The following is a 23544-nucleotide window of genomic DNA, read 5'->3' as shown; positions in this document are numbered from 1 at the left end:
AGCTGCCGGCGCGAAGCCGACGGCGTCAGCCCCGGTAGCAGCATAGGGCGGCAATTTTAGTTGTCGTCGGCGGCGGTTGTAGTTGACGCCAGACATGATGTCGATCATGACGAGCGAAAGCGGCTTGCCCGATACCGCCGCGCTCGCCCATTCGCGCTCGATGACCGTATCGAGCATGCGGCGGTTGCCGACGCCCGTCAAACTGTCAGACAGCGACAGGCGTTCCAGTTCGCGCTGGAGCTCCGCGAGCCGTTCCTCTGTGCGCTTGCGTTCGCTGATGTCGAACATGAAACCGATCAGTGCCTCGACGTCGCCGTTCTCTTTGCGCACGACGTGGACAACGTCGCGAATCCATACGTAGCCGCCGTCGGCCGTCAGTGCGCGATAGTCCGCTTCGTGGTCAGTGCCCGCCTGCGACTGCGCGACGCAAAAATTAACCACGGATTCTCGGTCGTCCGGATGCATGCGCGCGGCCCAGTCCTCGACCGTTTTCCAGGTGGACGGCGCATAGCCGAGCAACGCTTCAATCTGCGGGCCGATATAGGCGAACTGCATCGTCGCCCAGTCAATCTTCCAGGGAATCGCCCGGGTGGATTCGAGCAGCGTGCGATAAACGGCAGGGTTGTCCTCCCCTGGCACGCGCTCAGGCGGTACAAGGCTGTCCTGGTGGCGCAGGAATACGGCCTGAAGTGAACTGCCGGCCAAATCTTTGTCTTCGTGGCTCATCGTGATTGTCCAATAACGCGTAAGTGCGTTATCGGCCGGTCGCAGCGGCGCCTTGAACGCGGCACGGAAGATCGATCCCCAAACCTGATACTGCGCGGCTTGCCGACCATCGGATGGAGCAGTTCGTTGCTGAGCGAACCGCGTTCGGCATTCGCTCGGCATGGCTGCGCTGCGCCGGGCGAGTGCGATGCAGGAATCGGTAGTTTTTACATTTCTCGACACGCTGCCATCGCACTGGGCGCTACCTGCCTATACTCATATGGAAGGATGAATGCTGAATGGCTGTTTCAGCAGCAAGCCACCTTGTCGTGTCTTGAGCGCGTCGTTGCAACGCCCCTTCGAAGCCAAATTTCCGCAAGACGCTGTTCGATCAACGCCATCGTTGTGCAGCAATCCGTGGAGGGAGCCACAGACATGAGCGGCACCTACAACCCCTTACTGGTTTTTGTCTCCTTCGTTGTCGCATTCCTTGCTTCCTATACCGCCATCGAACTGTCCAGCCGGATCTCGTTGTTACCACAGGCACGGGGACGGACAAGCTGGCTAGTGGGTGGCGCCATCGCAATGGGGATCGGCATTTGGTCAATGCACTTCATTGGCATGCTGGCTTTCGCGCTACCGATCCCGGTCGGATACGATCTTTCCACCACGGCGGCTTCGCTCGTGATCGCGGTGTTGGCTTCATTGGTGGCGTTGATCACGGTCACTCGGGGAACGCTCTCCCGCGCCCGCCTCGGTGCCGCGGGCACTCTCATGGGGTTGGGGATCGCCGGCATGCACTACACGGGCATGGCGGCGATGGAGATGTCTCCGCCGATTCACTACACGTTCTCGATCCTGATGGCGTCGGTTGCCATTGCAATAGCAGCGTCGATCGCCGCGCTGTGGATTGCCTTCACGCTGCGCACGCCCGAGCAGCAAAACCTCACCTTCAAGCGTCTCGGCTCGGCGATGATCATGGGACTGGCAATCACCGGCATGCACTATACCGGCATGGACGCGGCGAATTTTCAGGCGGGAAGTATCTGTCTCGCTGCCAACAAGCTCGATGCGAACTGGTTGGCACTGCTGGTTTCCACGAGTTCATTCACAGTGCTTATCGGAACGCTGGTCTTCCTTGGGCTTAATACCAGCAACTTGTCCCGCTCGCTCACGCGTGCAAACGACGAGTTGCGTCAAAGGGGCGCCGAACTCGAGGAGAGCGAAAAGCGCTTCCGGGCCACGTTCGAGCAGGCGGCCGTCGGCATCGCGCATGTCGGGCCGGATGGCCGCTGGCTGCGCGTGAACCAGAAGCTGTGCGACATCGTCGACTACACACGCGAAGAGCTGCTTACGATGACCTTCCAGGACATCACGCACCCCGACGACCTGGACGCCGACCTCGCGCAGCTGCATCAGATGCTCGACGGACAGATCGATACGTACACGATGGAAAAGCGCTACTTCAAGAAAGACGGCAGCGAGGTGTGGATCGCGCTGACGGTTGCGTTGATGCGTGACGACGCCAACAGGCCGGACTATTTCATTTCCGTGGTCGCGGACATCACCGAGCGCAAGCGGGCCGAGGAGCGCTTCCGTCTGGTCGTCGAAGCCGCGCCCAACGCGATGATCATGGTGAACCGTGAAGGCCGGATCGTGCTGGTGAACTTGCAGACGGAGAAGGTGTTCGGTTACCCGCGGGATGAACTGGTCGGGCAACGCATCGACGTACTCGTGCCGGAGCGCTTGCGGCACGGCCATTCCGACTACCGCGCCGCGTTCTTTGGGGACCCGAAAAGTCGCCTCATGGGGGCGGGGCGCCATCTCTATGGTCGGCGTCGCGATGGCACGGAGGTGCCCGTGGAGATCGGCCTGAATCCGATCGAGATGGCCGAGGGCATGTTTGTCCTCGCGGCTATCGTGGACATCACGGAACGCAGGCGCGCAGAGGAGGCACTGCGACAGCGAACCGAGGAGCTGGGCCGCTCGAATCGGGATCTCGAGCAATTCGCTTACGTCGCATCGCATGACTTGCAGGAGCCATTGCGGGCGATCGCCGGACCGTTGCAGTTGTTGCGGCGGCGCTTCCAGGGACAGCTCGACGCGCGGGCCGACGAGTACATCGGGCACGCGGTCGATGGCGCCGGCAGAATGCAGGCGCTGATTGACGATTTACTTGCGTTTTCGCGTGTCGGAAGGACCGAGGAGTCCTGGCAGCGGATAGACTGCGCGCGCGAGCTGGATAAAGCACTGCGGAACCTGAGCGTGGCGATCGAGGAAAGCGGCGCGCAGATCACCCATCAGGAGCTGCCGACGGTACGCGCGCTGTCCGGGCAGCTCACGCTGCTGTTCCAGAATCTGGTGGGCAACGCGATCAAATTCCGCAGCAAGGAGCGCCCCGTGCAAATCCATGTGGGTGCCGAAACGCGCGATGACACGTGGCTGTTCCGGGTAGCGGACAACGGTATCGGAATCGACCCGCAGCACTTCGAGCGCATCTTCCTGATCTTCCAACGTCTGCATACCCGTCGCGACTATCCTGGCACGGGCATCGGACTCGCGCTATGCAAGCGCATCGTCGAACACCACGGCGGCCGCATGTGGGTTGAGTCCGAGCCCGGCACTGGCACCACGTTTTTCTTCACCCTGCGCCGGCCGGGCAGGGACGATGTCCATGCGGCTGGCAGTTTTGGGCGTGGGAACATCAACGAGTGAGGGCTCGCCGGGGCGCGCCGCGCCGGACTTGCGGGCAACGGCGCTCGCAACAAGCCGTCAAGCTGTTTGCCAAAAAATATGAACGTCGTTTATAATATAGAATGCGCGGTCGCCGTCTGGCGGCGATGTAACGCATAGTCATTTGCGGGTGCTCTGTCATCTCACAGCTATCCGGCTCGGCTATAGCCTTTGCGCCAAAAGCTGTCGTGGTGACGAGGTGTGGGGCCACAGTACAGGAGGAGCTCGCCGTGCCACGGGAAGCTGTCACCGCCTGCCGCATCTGCGCCGGCAACTGTTCACTGCGCTTGACCCTCGACGACCTCGGACGCGTCGTTGCTGCGCGCGGCGACCGCGACAATCCGCTCACGCGCGGCTACGCCTGCATCAAGGGCGCGTATCTGCATGAGGCGCATAACAGCGCGGAGCGGCTCCTGCACCCGCTGAAACGGCAGCGCGATGGCAGCTTCGTACAGATGCCGCTTGACGCGATGCTGGCCGAGATCGCGGCGCAACTTGAGGCACTGATCGAGCGCCACGGCGCCGATGCGGTCGCAGCCTTTCGCGGTACCATGAACTACTCTAACCTCGCCGCCAATCATATGTTGCCCGCCTTCCTCGCGGCGCTGGGTTCGAATTCGTTTTTCTCTACAATGACCATCGACCAGTCAGCCAAATGGGTGGCATTTGAGCGACTGGGCGGCTGGGCTGCCGGCAAAGATCCGTACGCGCTCGCCGACGCGCTATTGTTCGTCGGCACCAATCCGCTGGTGTCGCTATCCACATTCAACTTTGCATTGCAGAATCCGGTCAAGCAGCTCCACGAAGCGAAGGAGCGCGGCCTGAAGCTGGTGGTGATCGATCCACGAGAGACAGAGACCGCCCGCCATGCCGATGTCTTCCTGCAGGTGTTGCCGGGCGAGGACCCGACCGTCCTTGCTGGCCTGCTGCGCATCATTCTGTGTCGCGGCTGGCACGATGCTGAATTCTGCGCGCGCTACGTCAAGGATTTGCGACGACTAGCGCGCGCGGTCGAGCCGTTTACGCCCGAATACGTCGCCCAGCGCGCCGGCGTAAGCGTCGAAGGGCTAGAAGCCGCCGCTGCAGCCTTCGCGGAACCCGTCCGGGAGGCCGGCGGCCTGCGCCGCAAGCGTGGCTCGGCCGCGTCGGGAACCGGGCCCAATATGGCGCCCCACTCCAATTTGGCCGAGCATCTGGTCGAATGCCTCAACGTCGTGTGTGGCCGCTTCGCTCGCCCCGGCGACCCTGTACCGAATCCGGGCGTGGTCGCCCCGCGCTACCCGCGCCGCGCCGAAGTGATTCCGCCACGCCGTTCTTGGGAATCCGGCTGGAAGAGCCGTGTCGGCGGCCATGGCATCCTGTTCGGCCAGAAGATGAGCGGCACGCTGGCCCAGGAAATCACTACGCCTGGCGCCGGCCAGATCCGTGCGTTGTTGGTCGACGGCGGCAATCCAGTCGATGCCGTGCCTGACCAGCGTCGCATCGCCGATGCGCTGCGTCAATTGCAACTACTGGTATGCATCGAGCCATTCATGACTAACACTGCGCGGCTCGCGCATTATGTGATTCCACCGAAGCTGATGTTCGAGCGCGCTGACTTACATTCGCGCGACTACGAGTCCTACATCATGTTCCGGCCTTACGCACAATACTCGGCCGCCGTGGCAACTCCGCCGGATGGATCAGAAGTCGTGGACGACTGGTTCGTGTTCTGGGATCTCGCGCGGCGCCTGGGCAAGACCGTCATATTCGACGACGTTCCACTCGATATGCGCACAGCTCCGACCACCGACGAGCTACTTGCGACCCTGGTTCGCCACGGCTCGATTTCATTTGACGAACTAAAGCAGAACCCACAAGGGAAAATCTACGAGGTCGAACCGATGATCGTGCAGCCCGGCGAGCCAGCGAATACTGCGCGCTTCGACGTGATGCCGGACGACGTCGAGCGTGAACTGGCGGGCGTACTGAACGAAGCGGGGGCGCCACTGGGGTTCACGTATCGCCTGGCGGTGCGGCGCGTGCGCGACGTGCAGAACACCATGTACCACCACCTGCCCGCGGTCCGCCGACGCATGCCGTTCAATCCGGCCTTTGTGCATCCCGATGAGCTGGCTGCTCAAGGGCTGACGGAAGGCCAGTGCGTGGCCATTGTGTCGCCGCACGGCCGCATTCGAGCTATCGTCAAAGCCGACCCCGCACTGCGCCGAGGCGTCGTGTCCATTCCGCACGGCTGGGGACCGATGCCCGACGAGGAGCCCGAAACCTACGCCGGCTCCAATCCAAACCAGTTGCTCAGCACGACGGTTGGCCTTGATCCGATCAACGCCATGCCGGTAATGAGCGCGGTGCCTGTGCGCATCGAAGCTGCAGACTGAATCGCGAGAGAGAACCCACCGTTCGCATCGAACGGTTTGTTTCGAGCACGACGATGTAGCTACCCGGCCGTCCTGCCTCGCCCGAAATGTGTTCGAGCGAACGAAAGACACCATGCCACCACAACGTCCAGCAGCCCTCGCACCTTCGCGACATTGGCCCCGCGTCGGTGGCAAGCAGACCGTAGTTGCGGATGCGATAGAAGCCACCGGCAGCCTCTGTGGACGCGCTGCGTCACTTCATTGGCAATGAGTCAACGTGGTGGGAACCTCGCGGCGTGGTTCGGCAACGCACGCGATCGGCTGGACTAGGCCCAAGACCGGCCGCTCGCGCCGCTGCTGCGAGCGGCCGCAACGGGTCGACAGCGGAAGTTCGGGGCGGTGCCGGGAAGATCGACCGTCGCTCAATGATCGGCTTCCGGGGTTCGGCCAATTTCCGCCACTCATCGAAGAACCCAAGTGGACGTTCGACCGCCGGCTCCGCCTTGCAACCGGACATCTGGCAATCTCAACGCCCTTTAAGGGTGCATGAGCGGGTGTTCGCATCGATGGAAGCCGCTCGCCGTGTCGGTTTCTGGAGACTGTTATATAACTCTTGTGCAAGGTCCTTCGTCGGAAGCCATTGCCACGTGAAGGGGCTCGTTCCATGCGCACCGCATCGATCACCCGCACCGCTGCCTACGTCCGGCACTTATGTTCGCTCGGTCTTGAAAGTACGACGGTCGTGCCTTCGATCCTCGGCGCGCTACGGGAGATCGTCGGCGCGGATTATTGCAACTTTATCTGGGCAAGCGACGACTTCGAACTGGCGAGCGTTTACAGCGAATGCGAGGCAGCCTACAAGACCCTGCCCGCATATCAACGCCTGCAGCGGAGCGGCGACGTGTCGAAACTGATCGGTAACTTTCCAGATTGGATGACGCTGCGAAGGCAATTCACGAACTCACAACATATCGATAAGGAACTGTCGCGAAGCCAGTTCTATGACGAAGTTCTGGCGCCGTGCCACGGACGACACTTCATTCACGTGCTTGCGCACCAAGGCGGCAGGGGATGGGGGTCGATGATCCTGGTCCGTGAAAAGGGCGGGCGCCCTTTCTCAGATGTAGAGCAGCGTGCTATCAATGTCTTCGGAGAACACGTAGGCCACGCTATCCGCCGCCCGTCGCTTGAACCATCGTTGTTTGTAAATGGGTTTTTATCAGGTAGCCTGCTGGTCGACTGGGAGGGGCGCATCCGGCATCAAAGCAATTCAGCCGATCAGCTTTTGCTAGAAACCACCGATACGACCAAGGAGTATGGTCGCTCTTCCCCGATTCTCCCGTCTGTCCTGCGCGAGCTTATTCTTCGCCTGAATCTCGCCTCCGCCGGAACGCCAGCCCGGCCGCCAGTGAAACAGATCACGAATCGTTGGGGCCGATTCGTCTGGCGAGCCTACCCACTCGACGACGACACCGGTTGTATCTTGCACTGCCAGCATCAGGAGCCAGTCGAGCTACAGCTTATTATAGGCGCTCACATGGCTGGACTAAGCGGCCGCCAGCAACTCGTAGCAGCCAAGCTGGCCTGCGGTACGAGCTACAAGCAGCTCGCTTCAGAAATTTCTGTCAAGGAAAGCACAGTCGTCGACTGCGTTCGCCAGATATACAGGCGACTCGACGTGCACAGTGTTGACGTCCTCGCGCGTCGGCTGCGCGAAGAGTATTTCATTTCGCGACTGGGTCGTTGATCCAAACCCCAATTACCAGCTGGTGTTGAGACGGGCGGACAACAAAACGGTTGACCGCGAAAAGTGCCGTGTGGCGCCACCATACCCCCAGTAGTGGGGGTAAAAGTAAACGCGTCCTGTGCCACCATCATAGCAGCGTGTGTTCAATTAGCGCTGCCGATTATTGTGAGGTAAGAGAATGAATAATAAAAAGTTCTGCGTTACTGTGGCGACAGTGGCGGCTCTACAACTTGGCGGTGCGGCGTGGGCGGCCCCGGCCTGCCCGGCGCTCGCTAACGTCTATGCGTCCTCGAAAGCTGGCAACCTAATTGCACCACCAGTGGCTAACTCGCTTGTCGCGATCCTGCAGGCCTGCCGTTCGCAGGCGAATGCACAGACAAGGGCCCCTGCCGCGCAGGCAAACGTCTCGGCCGCAGTTGCTGCTGGCGGACGCTTCGCAATATTCGATGTGCCCGGCGAATCGCCCTCGTATGGGCCGACTCCGGCGGCGATCAATAATTCAGGTGAGGTGGTCGGGTATGTCATCGACTCAGCCATTGAGGAGCACAGCTTCCTGCGCGCTCCTGACGGCACCTTAACCGAGTTTGACCCGCCCGCGGCAGCGTGTTCTCCCGGATCCATTTGCAGTACGGCAACAGGAATCAGCGAAGAGGGCGTTGTGACTGGGGGATTCTTTGACGCAAGTGGAGTCGGGCACGGCTACTTGCGCACCCCGGATGGTAAGTTCCAGACACTCGACGTCCCCGGGTCCAACAACTATACCAACCCAAACTCAATCAACGCGGCCGGAGCCGTCACTGGCACCTATATCGGGACTGGTGAGCTGTTTCATGGATTCCTGCGGCAAGCCAACGGGATCTACACCACCTTTGACCCTCCTGGTTCGACCTACACTGTGCCGACCGAAAACAACTCGCCCGGGGCAATCGCCGGCTTCTACTATGAGTCAATTCCGGGCTGGCCTAAAGCTTTCCTCCGGTCCAGCGATGGCAATATCGTCACGTTCAACGTCCCTGACGGTGCCGTCCTCGCTGTCCCGCCAGTCGCGCTGAATGCAATGGGAACCGTCACTGGAGCTTTCTGCAGTGATCACAGTTGTGATCTGGTTCACGCATTTGTGCGCGCGCCCGGTGGGGCGATGACCACGTTTGACGCCCCCGGCGACAATGCTTTGACCGGTGCCACGGCGATTGACGCTGCGGGTGAGATTGCCGGACCATACATTCCCTCAGACTTTTCCGCGGAGCACGGCTATCTACGGACGGTCCAGGGCACGTTCATCACGTTCGATGCTCCCGGCGCGTTTGTTACCTTGCCGTTCGCCATCAACGATGCGGGAACGGTCGCCGGCAACTACTGCGACTCAGCCGGCACCTGTCACGGTTTTGTCTGGTTCCAGCACCCGTGACGGGATGCCGTTGGTCAAAGAAAAAAGCCCGCACACCTCATGTTTGCGGGCCTCTGCTTTCACGATTATCCAAACCCATCTGCCGGCGGAACTCGCGCATGCGTTTCCGGTGCTAGCTAGACCCACGGCGTGGTGGTCGGTAACAGCTAGTCGGTGATGTCCTAGGCTAAACGGATGTAGAGCTCGTCGGGCGCTTCACTTGCGCCACAGCTCGGTTCCCAGAAGGCTTCCTTCGATTCCCAAAGTCGGACGGCGCATCGCTGGGCCGCGCCAGGGATCGCGCCTCCAACTCGCCGCGTTATTCGGTGCCAATTTCCGTGACAGCGTCTCGGAGATCCGATCTTGCGTGCACGCCAACGGTGTCAATGCCACGTGATCGGCGCTATCCGCGTTTGCGCAGCGGCTCCAGCAAGCCCCTCAGGCCGTTATGATCCATTTCGTGCATCAGCGCGAGCAGCCGGCCCAACTCGCCCCGCGGGAACCCTTCGCGGGCAAGCCAATTGAGGTAATACCCGGGTAGGTCAGCGATGATTCGGCCTTTATATTTGCCGAAGGGCATACTGAGAGTGACAAGGCGTTCAAGGTCGGGGATTTGCATAGCGGTATTGTGCACGGCTTTCTTATGTGGGCGGCACTCGGCCACATAAATGAGCCATTCCGCGTCCAGCCCTGAATCGTCGACAATCTGCGGTCGGCAACAGCAAGCACGTCGCTCGATATCCGACCTGGGAGCCGCACTACGATGCCAATGGCTGAATCGAAAACAATCAGTGTATCGATCCAACGAAGCCAGCAAGACGTGTACGACTTTACGTCGCGGCCTGCCTCCTTCGCACAATGGGCCTCGGGCCTCGGCAAACCTATCGGCAACGATGGACCCGTGTGGCGATTCGAAGCAGAGAGCGGCCCCGTGAAGATTCGCTTCACCGAACTCAGTGCATACGGTGTGCTCGATCACTACGTCGAACTGCCCGACGGCACCGAGATCTATGTACCAATGCGCGTGATTTCGAATGGCACGGGCACGGAAGTGCAATTCACGCTTTTCCGCGTCCCAGGGATGATCGACGAAAAATTTGCGGCCGACGCGGAATGGGTCATGCGCGACTTGAAGAGGCTTAAGGAATTGCTCGAAGCCGAGTGATCCCGCAGTTGGGGCTCGGTCATGTGCTCATACCCGCTCGGGTACGAAACGTCCTTATATCGAACCTGACGGCACCATCTGTGCAGACACCCGCCTCGACGAGATTGCCGAGGCCGTCGAAATCACGAGATCTGCAAAGCGCTTCTCGTCCCGCGTCGCATCCCACCTCGGCCGAGCGACGGCGATGTTGACCGCCCCAATCGCGCGGCCGTGGGCATTGACGATCGCTGCAGCGGTCGAGATGTCGCTGAGGAAGTACTCGTCCTCCGCATGCGCGTAGCCTTGTTTGCGAATCTGCACGATCCGCTTTTTGATCCGCTGCGGTTCGTATACCGTCGACGAGGTATAGGGGACGAGATGCGAGCGGGAAAGGATGTCATCTATTTCGCCGTCATTGAACGTTGCGAGCATGGCGAGGCCCGGTGCCGTGCAGTACGCTGGCAACCGGGAGCCCGTGATCACATGCGCATTGAACACGTTGCGGCTCACGATGCGCAGGACAAAGACGATATCCGTATCGTCGAGCACCGTTAGATTGGTGGCTTCCTCCGTTTCCGAGCCGAGTTGCTGCAGGTACGGCGTCGCACGGCTGACGAGCTCGTTCGACGTCAGGTAGTGGTAGGTGAAATCGAGCAACTTGGGCGAGAGCTCGTACTTGCGGCTATCGGGGTCCTTGCGCAGGTAGCCCAGCACGGCGAGCGTGTACGTGAAGCGCTGTGTGGCGCTCATATCGAAGCCAGTCAGCGCGGCGATTTCGGACAACGAGAGTTGCCGCTTGCTGCCGTCGAATGCGGTCAAAACGGACATCGCCTTCTCGACGGACTGCACGAAGAGCGGCGATGAGTTGGCATCAGCGGCAACCTGCGCCGGCTGTCCCTTCGCTGCCTTCCTTCTTGATGGGTCTTTGTTGGAAGCGGTAGCCACGTTCGTCCTGAAAAGCTTGAAATACGCACATTATCGCAATCAATCAAACGATCGATGTATACGATGCGTGTTGCGACCCTGAGGCGGTCCTTCCTTCAGCGGCAAAAGCTCAGCCACCAGCGCTATTTGAGCGTTCCCGAATCCCAGACGTCGCGCAGATCGCGCGACAGCATGTGTTTCCTCACTCGCTCGCTCGGTGTCATATCGAACTGCGCGATGGCGCGGTAATAGCGCGGCAGCTGATAGCTCGCGAGCTGCTTGCGCGCCCATGCATGGAGAGACGGCCAGTCGACCGGTTCGTCCTTGAACTGGACGTTGAGCAGAATGTCCTGTTCTCCGATCGGTGACGGCACGCCGATCGCGGCGCTTGCGCGGATTGCCGGGTGCGACGCGAAGATGCGTTCGATTTCCCAAGCAGACACGTTTTCGCCGCGCACCCGCATGCTATCGGTACGGCGCCCAACGAAAAACAGATCGCCTTCGCCATCGCGCCGCGCCCAATCTCCTGTATGCAGCCGACCTTCTCGCAAAGCGGAGCGCGTGGCTTCCTCGTTGTCGAGATAGCAGGGCAGCAACGCACCTTCGACGCGGCTCGTCAACACGATTTCGCCCGGCTCACCCGGCGCTACGGGGTTGCCGTGGTCGTCGAGCAGGTCAACATCGAGCCACGGCAAAGGTCGGCCGATCGAACCGGGCTTATCCGTGCGGTTGAGCGTCGCGAAGCTCGAGCATTCCGTCATTCCATAGCACTCGCGCAGTCGCACGTGCAGCCGCTCTTCGATGGCGCGCCAGTTCGTTGCCCCAACGCCTGCGCCCCACGCAACACGCAGCGTAGGATTGCGCGGCTGCGCCTCCTCGGGCAGCTGCATTAGAATATCAAGCACGCCGCCCAGGTAATGCAAGTGCGTTGCGCGCGCACGCGCGACGTCGTCCCAGAACCGCGACGCCGAAAAGCGTGGCACCACGTGAAGCTCGATGTTTTCCAGAAAAGGCAGCAACAATATCTGTGCGCCGCCGATGTGACACAACGGCTCCCACAGCAGCAGGCGGTCACCGCCGCGCACGTCGGCGACCTGTAGCACGGCCTCGCCGGCAATGCGCATCATCCTGTGTGTGAATACGACGCCCTTCGGTGCACCGGTCGTTCCCGATGTATAGATGATGCATAGCGTGTGATCGGGTTCGAGGTTGGGCGCATCGAGCGTAATGTTTTCGTCCGACGCCAGGAATGAAGGCGGCCGTTCGCGGCGTATGCCGCGTAGGCCTGCCGCATCGACGGCGCCGGCGAATTCCTCGTCCACGACGAGTAACGCCGGCCTCGAATGTTCGATCAGATACGCGAGTCCCGCACCGCGGAGTCGTGTGTTGACCGGCACCCAGACGATCCCGCTGACGATCAATGCATAGATGAGATGGATATGATCGACGTGATTGCCGCACATCACTGCAACATGGTCGCCCGCTTGCAGGCCCATGTCGTAAAGCCAGCGGCGAAGCTGCGCAATGCGCTGCGCGGTCTCGCCGCCGCTGACGGGCACGCCTTCGATGAAAAGACGCGGGCCAGCTTGCGCATTGACGAGGCTTCTCACGATCAGCGGCGCACAGTCGAGCTTGTCTTCGGGATGACGTTGTGGGAAACAGTCGGGGTAGGCGTGCATGAGGATTTGTTACTGCTAGTCGATGTCGATGTCGTTCAGTGCGGCTCGCGCTTCAGGAATGACGAAACCCAGACGATCAGCGCAATGAGCGCGACGAGCGTCGTCGAGACGGCGGCGAGCGTCGGCGTGACGGCGAGCTGGATGTCGTCCCACATCTGCTTGGGCAATGTCGTGTTGATGCCGCCGCTCACGAAAATCGCGATGGTCAGATCGTCGAAAGAAACCAGGAATGCAAACAACAGGGCGGCGGTCACGCTCGGTGCAATGAGCGGGATGAGAATGGTCGCGACTCGCTTTGGCGCCGATGCTCCCATGATGCGTGCGGCATCGTCGAGGCGCCAGTCGAACTGCCGGAGGCCGGCTGCCAGCGTGACCACGACGTAGGGAATGGCAAGCACTGTGTGTCCCACGATCAGCCCCGCGTTTGTGCCCGTCAGTCCGAGACGCGCAAGCAGGTAGAGGAGTCCGATCGCGATCACGATGCGCGGCACGATCAGCGGCGCGACGAGCAATGCGAAGAGCGGCTTGCTCGCGCGCTGCCGCATTCTGGTCAGCGCCAGCGTCGCACCGAAGCCTAGCGCGAGGGACAGCACGGCGGTGCCGATTCCGACCTCGAACGAACGCAAGACCGCGCTGCGCCAGACGGGGGACGCCGCAAATGTCGAAAACCAGCGCAAGCTGAAAAGCCGCGGCGGAAAGGCGATGTAGTCCGCCCGCGTGAACGCATAGGGGATGACAGATAGCACGGGGGCGACGAGAGCCGCGAGCACCACGAGCGTGTAGGCGTGCAGCGCGCCGAAGCGCGGCGCTCGCATGCCGGATGCCTTACCTCGCTTTCGCTGCGGAATCAGCCGCCCAATCATGAAGAGCGCACCGAATGCCCAGCTGCGCAGGAGCGAGCCGCGAGCGCGCTCGGCGATTTCGCCTGTCAAGGACGAAAGACCGACGATGCGGTCATACGCGAAGAAAATCACGATCGAGCAAAGGAGCAGTACAGTCGAGAGCGCTCCGGCGAATCGCATGTCGAACGTCTCGAGCACGGACGAGATCACGAGCTGTGCAATCATCGTCTGCGCCGGGGTGCCCAGCAACGCGGGCACGATAAAGAAGCCGAGGCTGGTGATGAACACGAGTAATCCCGCGGCCGCGACGCCGGGAGCCGACAACGGCACGAACACCGTCAGGAAGCTCACGCCGCGGTCGGCGCCGAGCGTCTCGGCCGCCTGTGCGTAACGCGTATCGATGCCGCGCATGACGGGCAGCATCGTCATGACCGCGAGCGGCAGCATCGCATGGACCATGCCGATCAATACGCCCGTCAGCGAAGGAACCGCGACGCCAGGATGCGAGCCGAGCCCGAGCGAGTTGCCGAGGGTGGCGAGGACGCCCGTCCGCGAGAGCAGGAGCATCCATGCGTAAGTCTTCACGAGATAGCTGGTCCAGAACGGAAGCACGATCCAGAGCAACCATCGTTCGCGCGAGCGTCCAGGCATCCGGCTCAGCAGATAAGCGACCGGGTAGCCGAGGATCACCGATAGTGCCGCCGTCGTCAGCGCGATCGAGAATGTCGTCCAGAGGACCTTCGCATAGACCGGCGTTTCCGCGATCCGCCCGAATTGGGCGAGTCCGAACCGTCCATTCGCATCGAAAAGTCCGCCCTGCAGAATCTCGCCTACCGGCACGAGAAAAAAGACCGCGAGGAACACCAGTGCCGGGACGATGGGCCAGAAGCGCAGCGCGCGCGCAATCAACGAACGGCGGGGACGTTCCTTCCCGCTCACGCGGGATGCGTAGGAGAGCGTTGTCATTTCTCGCCCCTACGCATCGAGCAGCGTCGTACGCTGCGGATCCCACAGTAACCCGACGCGCTCGCCGATGCGCGGCTTCTCGGTGCGCGCGCAGCGAACGTTGAAGAGCGAGCCGTCGCTCATCGTCAATTGGACGCGCGTATCGCTGCCGAAGAAGACGATGTCGGAGATGACACCGGCCGAAAACCCGGCATCGGGGTCGACGAGCCGTATTGTCTCCGGCCGCACGAGCAGACAGCCGCGCGTGCCGGTCGTCGCCGCGCACGCATCGTGCGGCAGCGGCGCACGGCCGCCGGCGGCAAGCCGCAAGGCGGCGGACGGTGCGGCAGTGCCGGTGTCGGCCTCGGCCTCGAACGTGCCATCGAGCAGGTTCGAGTGACCGATGAAACCGGCAACGAAACGCGTCGCGGGTCGATCGTACAGATCGGCCGGCGTTCCGATCTGCTCGACGCGCGCCTGGTTCATGAGGCAGATCCTGTCCGACAACGTGAGCGCTTCGTCCTGATCGTGCGTGACGTAGATGAACGTCGCCCCCAGTTCCAGGTGCAGCCGCCGTATCTCGCCTTGCATATGCTCCCGCAGTTTTTTGTCGAGCGCTCCGAGCGGCTCGTCGAGCAAGATGACGGACGGGCGATAGGCGAAGCAACGCGCGAGCGCGACGCGCTGTTGCTGACCGCCCGACAGTTCTCGCGGATAACGCCTCGCATACTCGTTCATGCGAACCATCGTCAGGGCCGCGTCGACAGCGACGCGCAGCTCGCGTCGCGCCATACGGCGCATTCTGAGCCCATAAGCGACGTTGTCCCAGACCGTCATGTGCGGAAAGAGCGCATAGCTCTGAAACACCAGACCGATGTCTCGCTTGCCCGGCGCGACGTCCGTGACGTCGCGGCCGTCGATCTCCATGCGCCCTTCGGTCGGTTCGATCAGCCCGCTGATCATTTGCAGCATCGTGGTCTTGCCCGAGCCGGACGGGCCCAGCAGCGTGAGAAACTCGCCGGCCTGAACGCTGAGCTCCGTCGGCTCCAACGCGGTCGTGCCGCCGTAGCGCTTTGCGATACCGATCGTCTGGACCTTCGCAATCATCCTCGACTCCTTCGCGCCTTCAGCCGATGATCCAGCTGTTGAAGCGCTCCGTCACGCGCGCGCGGTTGTCGGCCCACCATTGCGGGCTCGGCAGGCGCATATCGCGCACGTTGGCCGGTGCGGTCGGCAGCATCGCCGCCCGTGCCGGCGGTATGCTGGCGAACGAATCACGGTTTGTTGGTCCGTAAGCGAGCGTTTGCGTAAGCGTCGCCTGATCTTTCGCGTTGGCGCAAAAGCGCACGAACTGCTTGGCGTATTCAGCGTGCGGCGTTCCTTTCGGAATGGCCCATCCCTCGATTGAATAAAGCCCCTGATTCCAGACAATCTTGACCGGTGCTCCGGCATCGATCGCGGCTTGCGCGCGGCCGTTCCACGTCGACATCATGTCGACTTCGCCGCTCTGGATCGCCTGCATCGCCTGCGCGCCCGATGTCCACCATAGGTTCACGTGAGGTTTGATTCGGTCCAGGCTTTTGAACGCGCGATCTACGTCGAGCGGATAGAGCTTGTCGAGCGACACACCGTCCGCGAGCAGCGCCTGCTCGAGTGTATCGATGGGGTTGCGTCGCAAAGAGCGGCGCCCAGGGAAGCGCTTGACGTCCCAGAAGTCTGCCCACGATTGCGGACCGCTCTGAGCGAATTTGTCGGTCCGGTACGCGAGCACCGTCGAATAAACATCGACGCCGAGCCAATCCGGCGTGACTGCCTCGGGCATCAGCGCGGGAAAATCGGACGCCTTGAGCCCGATCGGCTCCAGGAATCCTTTCGACTCGAGATAGGGGATGTCTTGCGACAACGTCAATGTCGTCACGTCCCAGATGAAGTTCTTCGTCTGCACCATCGCGGCGAACTGCGCGACGGGTTGCGATTCGCGCGCCACGCTGACGACCTTGATGCCGGTGGCCTTCTCGAAAGGATCGTAGAAAGCCGCTCTATACGCGGTCGTATAGGGGCCTCCGGGATCCGATACGACGATCTGCTTCGATTCCGCGCCAGCCCAGCGGGGCAATGCGGCCGCGGCGGCCAATGCTCCCGCCCGCTGCAAGACGCGGCGGCGTATCGGATTGAATTCATGCGTCATCTTCGGTCTCCCGCCTGATTTATCGAAAGGAATGCAAGCGTTCGTTGCGCCTGCACCTATTTGGCACGGCGACGAAAAAACTCTTCCATCATGCGTGCCGGCTCACCGGAGTCATAGGCTTCCCTCTGAATGCGCTGACCGGCTGCGATGCAATCGCGAAAGCCAGCTTCGGTCATTTCTCGGAAGCGCTGCTTGTCGAGTCGCATCGCCACTGGCGGCTTCGCAGCCAGCTCGTTGGCGATTTCGAGCGCCTTGGTGAACACCTGATCGGCGGGTACCAGGTGATGGATCAGGCCGATGCGCTCACATTCGGACGCGTCCATCAGTCGACCCGTTAGTGTCAACTCGATCGTGCGCGACATGCCGAGCATGGCGTTCATGATCCACGGGCCTGTCGTGCTCGCGATGCCCGCGTTGATCTCGGGCTGTCCCATGCGCACGCCCGGGTGGCCCACTCGAATGTCGCCCAAGAGCGCGACCTGGAACGCGGATCCCGCCGCCGTGCCGTTCAGTGCCATCACGAGCGGCTTGCTCAGGCTGCGCAATGCATCGTAATAGCGCTCCCACTCGCGTACCCAGGCCACCGCACGCTCGCCATCGAAGTCATGCGCTTCGGCCAGGTCCTGGCCGGCCGAGAACGCGCGATCGCCGGCGCCCGTCATGACGATTGCCCGGACCTCTTCATCGCCATCGAAACGGTGAAGCGCTTCGATGATCCGTTCACGCATAGGCGTGGTCCACGCATTGAGGCGGTCGGGACGGTTCAATGTGATCACCGCAACGCGGCCGTGATTCGACAGCAGGATGTCGTCGCTCATGAGTTATTGCATAGAAATAGTTAAATGGTGTATTCCAATATATGCCTTCAAAACGGTGGTGGCAAGCGGAATGGGGTACGGGTTTACGTGACGGGGAAATGGCGTCGATCGCAACTGCGGGGCGTTGAGTTGCCGCGGAACGTCGCATCGCGGGATGAATCGCGGGTGCGAGGAAGCCGGCGTGGGGAGGGCGATGTCCTGTTGTGCGGTCTCGCGACTAGCCGGATTGCCGCGCGCGGGCCGGCCCGCGTTCAGGACCCGTCACATCGTCCGGTGGACGTGGCGGGCACCGACTGCCAGAGCAATGAACGCGAGCGCTACCGACACGGCGGCGAACGTAACGTTGGCCCAAAGATGCCCGACGCTGCGCGAGAGCAAGGCGACGCCGACAGCCGGCAGCGAATTGCCGGTATAGCAACACAGCAGGTACGCCGACAACAACTCGGCACGTCGCTCGGCGGGCGCCATTCGGTTGGCTTCCTGCAGGCTTCCGCGAAAGCCGAGCGCGGTCGAAACCCCGCAGAGCACGGTTGCGACGACCAGCAGCGCAACCGAGCCGGCGATCTGTGCCCATAGCAAGAGCGCGAGGCTTGGGGGAAGCAGCCACAAGCCCGCGAACATGGCGACATGCGCCGCGAGCATCGGTGTCACGATGACCGTGATCGCGCTCGCGGCGAAAAGCTCGGCGACGATCGCCCCACTGAGTACGGGGCTATGCATATGCATGCTGTCTCCGAGCAGATTCGGCAAAAGAGCGGCGTAGAACCCGAGCAACGCGAAAGTCGCGAATGCCGTTACGGCTGGGGCGATGAACGCCGTGCGCAGCTCCGGCGGAACGCCGATGCGCGGCTCGATCGAAAGTTCGGCGGCCGAATGAACTCGTTGCTCGACGGTTTCGCGCGACAACGCAGTCAGCACCGCGGTGGCGATGAGCACCGCTAGATAGACGACGAACACCGTGCGCAGCGGCCACGGAACGAATTGCGCAAGCAAGCCCGCGATCACTGCACCGCCAGCTAGGCCGACGAGATTGACCGCCGCGGCCAGGCGGCTTGCGGCCGCTTTGTCGGCCGAGGGGTGGAGTTCCGCGATCCATGCCGTTGCCGTGGCGGCGCCCACTCCGATTGCGAGGCCACTCGCCGCGCGGGCGACAAAAAGCCATGCGGGGTGCGTGGCGAGCAGGAACAGCAGCGTGCTGACGATCGCCACGGCGAGCACGGCGAGACTGACGGGCCGCCGGCCAGCCCCATCGGACACCCGGCCGAAAAGGAACAGCGCGCTAAGGTTGCCGATCACGTAAGAGGCATAGACGAGCGTGATGGTCAGCTCGGATAGGCCGAAACTACGCTGATACTGGGGATACAGTGGCGTGACCAGCGGGCTGCCTGCATAAAGCACGCCGAGCACGGCGGCGCTTACGATGAGCGATGGGCGTTGTTCGAACGTCGCTTGCCGTCGCAAAGCCTGAAGCATAGGCTTCTCCTTGGGTTCGCGTACCGTCGGACGAAGCAATCTACGTTCCGCCGGGGCGGGGCCGGTCACCGCCAGACGGGGTGAAACGATGAACGTCTTAATCAATATCGACGTGGACGACCTGAGTAAAGCGATTCGCTTTTACAGCACAGCATTCAGTCTCGAAGTCGGCCGTCGTTTCGGTGACGGCGGCGTCGAACTGATCGGCAGTTCCGCGCCGATCTACCTGCTCGTCAAAGAAGCCGGGACGCCATCCTCGAGTATGGCGTTCGACACTCGCAGATATGACCGCCATTGGACACCCGTCCATTTGGACTGGGTCGTCGATGACATCGAGTCGGCCGTCAAGCGCGCTGTTGAAGCGGGTGCCCGGATCGAGAACGCGATCTCTACGCAAAAGTGGGGCAGGCTGGCTTTAATGGCCGACCCGTTCGGTCATGGCTTTTGCTTCATCCAGTTCCTCGGAGCCGGCTACGACGAGATAGCAAGCTAGATCGCGCCATCAACCGGAATGGCTATTCGATAATCGCGGGCCTCATACGCGCGTTGCAACGATGAATAACCGTGGAAACGGCAGTAAAACGCTGCCGTCGTTGAAGGCGGGATACGCCTCGGCGATCGCGTCGCGATAGCGCGCAAGGAACCCAGCCTGCTCGGTCTGATCGAGTGGCGACAGAAAAGGACGTAGTCCTGTGCCCTTGAGCCATTCGACTACGGCGTCGGCTCCCCCCGCGAGCGGATGATAGTAAATGGTTCGCCATGCATCGACGCGGACACCAAGCGGCTTCAACAACGCGTAATACCACTGCGCCGTATGCCGAATGCCGAGTCGCACGTCTTCGAGCTTCGACGCCCACGGACCCGACGCTGCGACTTCCCGCATCAGGCGGTGCGTCGGCTCGTCAAGATTGTCGGGCACCTGGAAGGCCAATGTGCCGCCCGCGGCGAGCTTGCCGAGCAGTTTCGGAAGCAGGGTTTCGTGGCTAGGCACCCACTGCAGCACGGCATTCGCAAGGATCAGGTCGTATGGCCCGGTGTCCTCCCACGTCGCAATATCGGCAACAGCGAAGCTCAGGTCCGGCAGGCGCTTGCGAGCCGCATCGATCATATCGGGTGAGCTGTCGATTCCGCTGATCGTCGCAGCCGGCGCGAGCTCGCGCAGCACTTCCGTCGAGTTGCCGGGCCCGCAGCCGATATCGATCGCGACGCGAACCTGCTCCATCGGTACCGAGGCCACCAGGTCCCTCACCGGCCGCGTACGCTCCTTCTCGAACAGCATGTATTGCCTTGCATTCCAATCGGTCTTGGTTTCCACGCTTCGTGCCTCCTTCGTTTATCCGAATTGAGCGCCCCGCGAGGGCGCGCTACCTGTATCGCCGCGATATTTGGCTGCTTCGACGATGGACCGATTCTGTAGGGGCGAGCGCGCCGAGTAAAATGAATTTATAACTCGGATTAATTCATTTTTTTGATGAGCGGAAGCCTATGAAGATCGACACTCTTGGCGTGCAGGCGTTCGTCGCCATTGCCGATGAAGGCAGCTTTCAGGGCGCGGCGGACGTGCTCCATGTCACACAGACAGCGATCACTCAGCGCTTGCGCAAGCTCGAGGATTTTCTCGGGGTCACGCTGATCGAGCGTACGACCCGCTCGCTGGCGCTCACGGAAATCGGCCGCAATTTTCTGCCCCAAGCGCGGCGCTTACTCGCCGAGCTTTCGGACGCGCTCGCCGAAATCCGTGAGACGGGTGTCGCGCGGCGCGGCGACGTCTCAATCGCATGCGTGCCGACGGTGGGCGTCCAATATTTGCCACGCATCCTGCAAGCGTACTCGGCGCGTCATCCGCACAATCGCATCCGGATTCTCGACCATGCTTCGTCGGCCGTCGCCCAAGCGGTGTTGCGGCGCGAAGTCGAGTTCGGCATCAACATTGGCGGCGAACATTACCCCGAGCTTACAAGTGTTCCATTGACGGTTGATCGGTTCGTGTTGATTTGTCGGGAAGACCATCCTCTGGCCGAGCGTCGACGCATCGGTTGGCGGCAATTACAAGCGTATCCGTTGATCTTCGCGGGCGAAGTAAGCGGCAACCGCGCGTTGCTCGACGTAGCGCTCGAGGCAAGCCAGGTAGCGTTGCGGTCGTTCTATGAGGTGCAGCGCAGCTCGACGGCGGTCGGGCTCGTCGCCGAAGGCGTAGGGGCGGCCATCGTGCCCCGGCTCGCGATTCAGAAGGGCGCCTATCCTACGGTCCGCGTCGTGGAGCTTACGCATCCGATCATCTCGCGAACGCTCGTGCTCGTGAAGCGTAAGGCCGCGCATCTGTCGCCCGCGGCGGAGGCGCTCTACGAGATGATTCGCGGCAATAGCGACCGTCAAGGCGATGGAGCGTAAGCCGAGCGGCCTACACAAGCGCTTTTCCGGTGCTTGCGCGACTCAAGTCACCGATTGGTGCCCGAAGTGCAACACCGTGAGTCCGTTCGCATGTCTACCGCACGTCGCCGCGTCCTCCTATGATGAGTTCATGCAGGCGGCGCACTGCCGCCAAGTGAGTCCGCCAACGTGGCGGATGTCTGCTCATCGTCGCCAGGAGAAATCATGACGCAGCGTATCAACTACGTTAAGCAATCGCCGGAACTCTTCAGGAAGTTTCTGGAGGTCAACAATCAGTTGAGGGAAAGCGCAGTCGAAGAATCGATCCTCGACCTCGTCTCGCTGCGCGCATCGCAGATGAATGGCTGCGCCTTTTGCGTCGACATGCACGTCAAAGAAGCGCGTATTCACGGTGAACGTGAGTTGCGTCTGCACCATGTCGCGATCTGGCGCGAATCGACCCTCTTCTCGGCACGCGAACGCGCCGCGCTCACGTGGACGGAAGTGCTGACGAAGCTTCCCGAGCATGGCGTGCCCGACGACGTCTACGAGCACGTGCGGACGCAGTTCTCGGAAAAAGAGCTGTCCGACCTGACATTCGCGGTAATGATGATCAACGGATGGAACCGCGCGAGCATCGCGTTCAGAGTCGTGCCGGGTTCGTCCGACAAGGCGTACGGCCTGGACAAAGCGAACCTCGCTTGAATGTTCGGGATCGTCGGCCCGCGCGTGCGGGCTTTACACAATTCCGTCTCGATCCCCCAACCGCCTTCTGAGTGCGCGATGGGTAGCCAGATCAGCGACAGGCCAGTAATGACCGACACCGCCGGACAGAGCCTTATCGAGTTGTCCGGCGGCCCAGGTCAAAGCCAGCGAGATGTGCTGTGGCGGTCCATGTCAACGTCTCCGTACAAATCCTCACTTGAACCGCGAAATCCGGATACTTAAGCTGTGAAACGTTTCATTTCCGCCCCTTAAATATTCGGCCAAGCGCGACGTGGACGAACGCAAAAAGACGACCAGCACGTTGAAGGACGTGGCGAATGCCGCGGGCGTCTCGCTCGGCACGGCTTCGAAGGTGCTTGCCGGCGCCGCCAACGTCAGCGAGGCGCGTCGCAGGCTCGTATGGGAAGCTGCGCGGCGGCTCGGCTATCGGCGCAACGCGCTTGCGGCAGAATTGCGCAGCAACCGGCCGACATCCATCGGCCTCGTCGTGCCCGATCTCACGAACTCGTTTTTCATCGAGCTGGTCTGCGCGCTCGAAGACCATGCTGAGAAGGCCGGCTACCGGCTCCTCCTCGCGCACGCGCAGGAAGACCCGGAGCGCGAAGTGGAGCGAATCCGCTTCGTGTTGTCGCGCCAGGTCGCCGGCATGATTCTGATTCCATGCCATGGATACCAGCACGCCATCGACGAACTGCGCGAATGCGACGTCCCGCTCGTCATGGCGGACCGCGTCGACAACACTTTTCCCGCCAATACAGTGACGACGGACAGCCGGCGGGCAGCGGTCGACGGCACTCGGCACCTCATTGCGCTCGGCCACAGACGCATCGCGTTCATCGTCAATGCGCTCGATATCGTCAACAGCCGTGAGCGCGTCGACGGATACCTCGATGCGATGCGGCGGGCCGGCCTCGAGCGGTTCGCACGCGTGGTCGTTTGCGGCATGACCGACGCGGAGAGCTACGCCGCGACACTAAGCCTTTTATCCGAGCGCGAGCGGCCGACAGCCCTGTTCACGGGTGCGAGCGTCGCAACGCTGGGCGCCCTGCGCGCGATCCGCGATGCCGAGCTGCGCCTGCCCGACGACGTTTCGCTGCTCTCGTTCGACGACGCGCCTTGGATGTCGGTGCTGCGCCCGGGCATCAGCTCCATCCATCAACCGGTGGAGGCGGTCGGCCGAGCGATCTGGAATCTGCTGCATAAGCAGTTGGACGGCGAGACTTCCGAAATCGTGCATCTGCGCATGCGCGCGGAGCTTCGCTTGCGTGAAAGCACCGGCGTCGCACGTGAGCCGAGCAGCCCCGACACGGCATCCACATCGGAATCAGCGCCGGTTTCCTCGGTGCCGGCCGAGCGCGCATGAGAGGGGTATCGAAAGGACCGGCGCTGTAACGTTCCACTTTTGCGTGCGGATCCGGAAATTCGAGCCGTCCTTGAACACCGTGATGGTCGTTTTCCCGCAGAAGACCGACGTTGGGTGGGCCGGCTGATCGAGGCGCCAGGCGG

Annotated in this window: 19 protein-coding genes; 9 read left to right on the top strand and 10 right to left on the bottom strand. The window is 61.8% G+C overall.

The genetic code is table 11. The annotated features are described in order from the left end of the window. A partial coding sequence (locus B0G57_RS06130; RefSeq protein ID WP_233215965.1) for a sensor domain-containing diguanylate cyclase occupies positions 1 to 726 on the bottom strand: 726 nt, incomplete at its 3' end. 414 nt (positions 727 to 1140) lie between these two features. Between B0G57_RS06130 and B0G57_RS31575 the strand changes: the two genes are divergently transcribed. From B0G57_RS31575 to B0G57_RS06110, 4 genes are all read left to right on the top strand, one after another. Then, a complete protein-coding gene (locus tag B0G57_RS31575; RefSeq protein WP_159067931.1) occupies positions 1141 to 3420 on the top strand; it encodes a PAS domain S-box protein in 2280 nt (759 codons plus the stop codon). Positions 3421 to 3668: 248 nt separating this feature from the next. Then, the gene (locus tag B0G57_RS06120; RefSeq protein WP_020566013.1) at positions 3669 to 5816 is read left to right on the top strand and encodes a molybdopterin-containing oxidoreductase family protein; all 2148 of its coding nucleotides are present in this window, start codon (positions 3669 to 3671) and stop codon (positions 5814 to 5816) included. A gap of 643 nt (positions 5817 to 6459) precedes the next feature. After that, entirely contained in the window at positions 6460 to 7542 is a 1083-nt protein-coding gene (locus tag B0G57_RS06115; RefSeq protein ID WP_018439155.1) for a helix-turn-helix transcriptional regulator, read from the top strand. Positions 7543 to 7720: 178 nt separating this feature from the next. Beyond that, complete coding sequence (locus B0G57_RS06110) at positions 7721 to 8950, top strand: hypothetical protein (protein WP_102606727.1); 1230 nt, start codon at positions 7721 to 7723, stop codon at positions 8948 to 8950. 382 nt (positions 8951 to 9332) lie between these two features. Here the strand turns inward: B0G57_RS06110 and B0G57_RS06105 are convergent, their stop codons facing one another. After that, positions 9333 to 9548, bottom strand: coding sequence for a DUF3820 family protein (locus B0G57_RS06105; protein WP_018439157.1), 216 nt, complete (start codon positions 9546 to 9548; stop codon positions 9333 to 9335). A gap of 150 nt (positions 9549 to 9698) precedes the next feature. Here B0G57_RS06105 and B0G57_RS06100 point away from each other — a divergent pair, with 150 nt between their 5' ends. Then, complete coding sequence (locus tag B0G57_RS06100; protein WP_020566014.1) at positions 9699 to 10094, top strand: SRPBCC family protein; 396 nt, start codon at positions 9699 to 9701, stop codon at positions 10092 to 10094. 54 nt (positions 10095 to 10148) lie between these two features. Here the strand turns inward: B0G57_RS06100 and B0G57_RS06095 are convergent, their stop codons facing one another. The 7 genes from B0G57_RS06095 to B0G57_RS06065 all read right to left on the bottom strand — a co-directional run bounded on the left by B0G57_RS06095 (position 10149) and on the right by B0G57_RS06065 (position 18942). After that, a complete protein-coding gene (locus tag B0G57_RS06095) occupies positions 10149 to 11018 on the bottom strand; it encodes an IclR family transcriptional regulator (protein ID WP_051089969.1) in 870 nt (289 codons plus the stop codon). Positions 11019 to 11140: 122 nt separating this feature from the next. Next, the gene (locus B0G57_RS06090; protein ID WP_018439160.1) at positions 11141 to 12676 is read right to left on the bottom strand and encodes an AMP-binding protein; all 1536 of its coding nucleotides are present in this window, start codon (positions 12674 to 12676) and stop codon (positions 11141 to 11143) included. A 35-nt stretch (positions 12677 to 12711) separates the two neighbouring features. Then, the gene (locus B0G57_RS06085) at positions 12712 to 14484 is read right to left on the bottom strand and encodes an ABC transporter permease subunit (protein WP_018439161.1); all 1773 of its coding nucleotides are present in this window, start codon (positions 14482 to 14484) and stop codon (positions 12712 to 12714) included. A gap of 9 nt (positions 14485 to 14493) precedes the next feature. Continuing rightward, positions 14494 to 15570 (bottom strand): ABC transporter ATP-binding protein, encoded by a 1077-nt coding sequence (locus B0G57_RS06080; RefSeq protein ID WP_018439162.1) that lies wholly within the window; start codon positions 15568 to 15570, stop codon positions 14494 to 14496. A 19-nt stretch (positions 15571 to 15589) separates the two neighbouring features. Next, the gene (locus tag B0G57_RS06075) at positions 15590 to 16651 is read right to left on the bottom strand and encodes an ABC transporter substrate-binding protein (RefSeq protein ID WP_018439163.1); all 1062 of its coding nucleotides are present in this window, start codon (positions 16649 to 16651) and stop codon (positions 15590 to 15592) included. A gap of 56 nt (positions 16652 to 16707) precedes the next feature. Then, the gene (locus B0G57_RS06070; protein ID WP_018439164.1) at positions 16708 to 17469 is read right to left on the bottom strand and encodes an enoyl-CoA hydratase/isomerase family protein; all 762 of its coding nucleotides are present in this window, start codon (positions 17467 to 17469) and stop codon (positions 16708 to 16710) included. Between the two features lie 261 nt (positions 17470 to 17730). Next, entirely contained in the window at positions 17731 to 18942 is a 1212-nt protein-coding gene (locus tag B0G57_RS06065; RefSeq protein WP_018439165.1) for an MFS transporter, read from the bottom strand. A 10-nt stretch (positions 18943 to 18952) separates the two neighbouring features. On the opposite strand from B0G57_RS06065, the gene B0G57_RS06060 reads away from it, so the two are divergent. Beyond that, a complete protein-coding gene (locus tag B0G57_RS06060) occupies positions 18953 to 19435 on the top strand; it encodes a VOC family protein (RefSeq protein WP_223258552.1) in 483 nt (160 codons plus the stop codon). Between the two features lie 42 nt (positions 19436 to 19477). Here B0G57_RS06060 and tam read toward each other — a convergent pair whose 3' ends face one another. Continuing rightward, the gene (gene tam / locus B0G57_RS06055; RefSeq protein ID WP_018439167.1) at positions 19478 to 20257 is read right to left on the bottom strand and encodes a trans-aconitate 2-methyltransferase; all 780 of its coding nucleotides are present in this window, start codon (positions 20255 to 20257) and stop codon (positions 19478 to 19480) included. 170 nt (positions 20258 to 20427) lie between these two features. Here tam and B0G57_RS06050 point away from each other — a divergent pair, with 170 nt between their 5' ends. From B0G57_RS06050 to B0G57_RS06040, 3 genes are all read left to right on the top strand, one after another. Then, positions 20428 to 21333 carry a LysR family transcriptional regulator gene (locus tag B0G57_RS06050; protein WP_018439168.1) on the top strand — a complete coding sequence of 302 codons (906 nt, stop codon included), beginning with the start codon at positions 20428 to 20430 and terminating at the stop codon, positions 21331 to 21333. A 204-nt stretch (positions 21334 to 21537) separates the two neighbouring features. Beyond that, complete coding sequence (locus B0G57_RS06045) at positions 21538 to 22017, top strand: carboxymuconolactone decarboxylase family protein (RefSeq protein WP_018439169.1); 480 nt, start codon at positions 21538 to 21540, stop codon at positions 22015 to 22017. A 292-nt stretch (positions 22018 to 22309) separates the two neighbouring features. Next, entirely contained in the window at positions 22310 to 23401 is a 1092-nt protein-coding gene (locus tag B0G57_RS06040) for a LacI family DNA-binding transcriptional regulator (protein WP_018439170.1), read from the top strand. Positions 23402 to 23544 lie beyond the last annotated feature (143 nt).

Origin of the sequence: Trinickia symbiotica, from assembly GCF_002934455.1 — a bacterium.
GTDB lineage: Bacteria > Pseudomonadota > Gammaproteobacteria > Burkholderiales > Burkholderiaceae > Trinickia > Trinickia symbiotica.
Note: the sequence above shows the minus strand (reverse complement) of the source record. Positions and strands in the feature narration are given on the sequence as shown.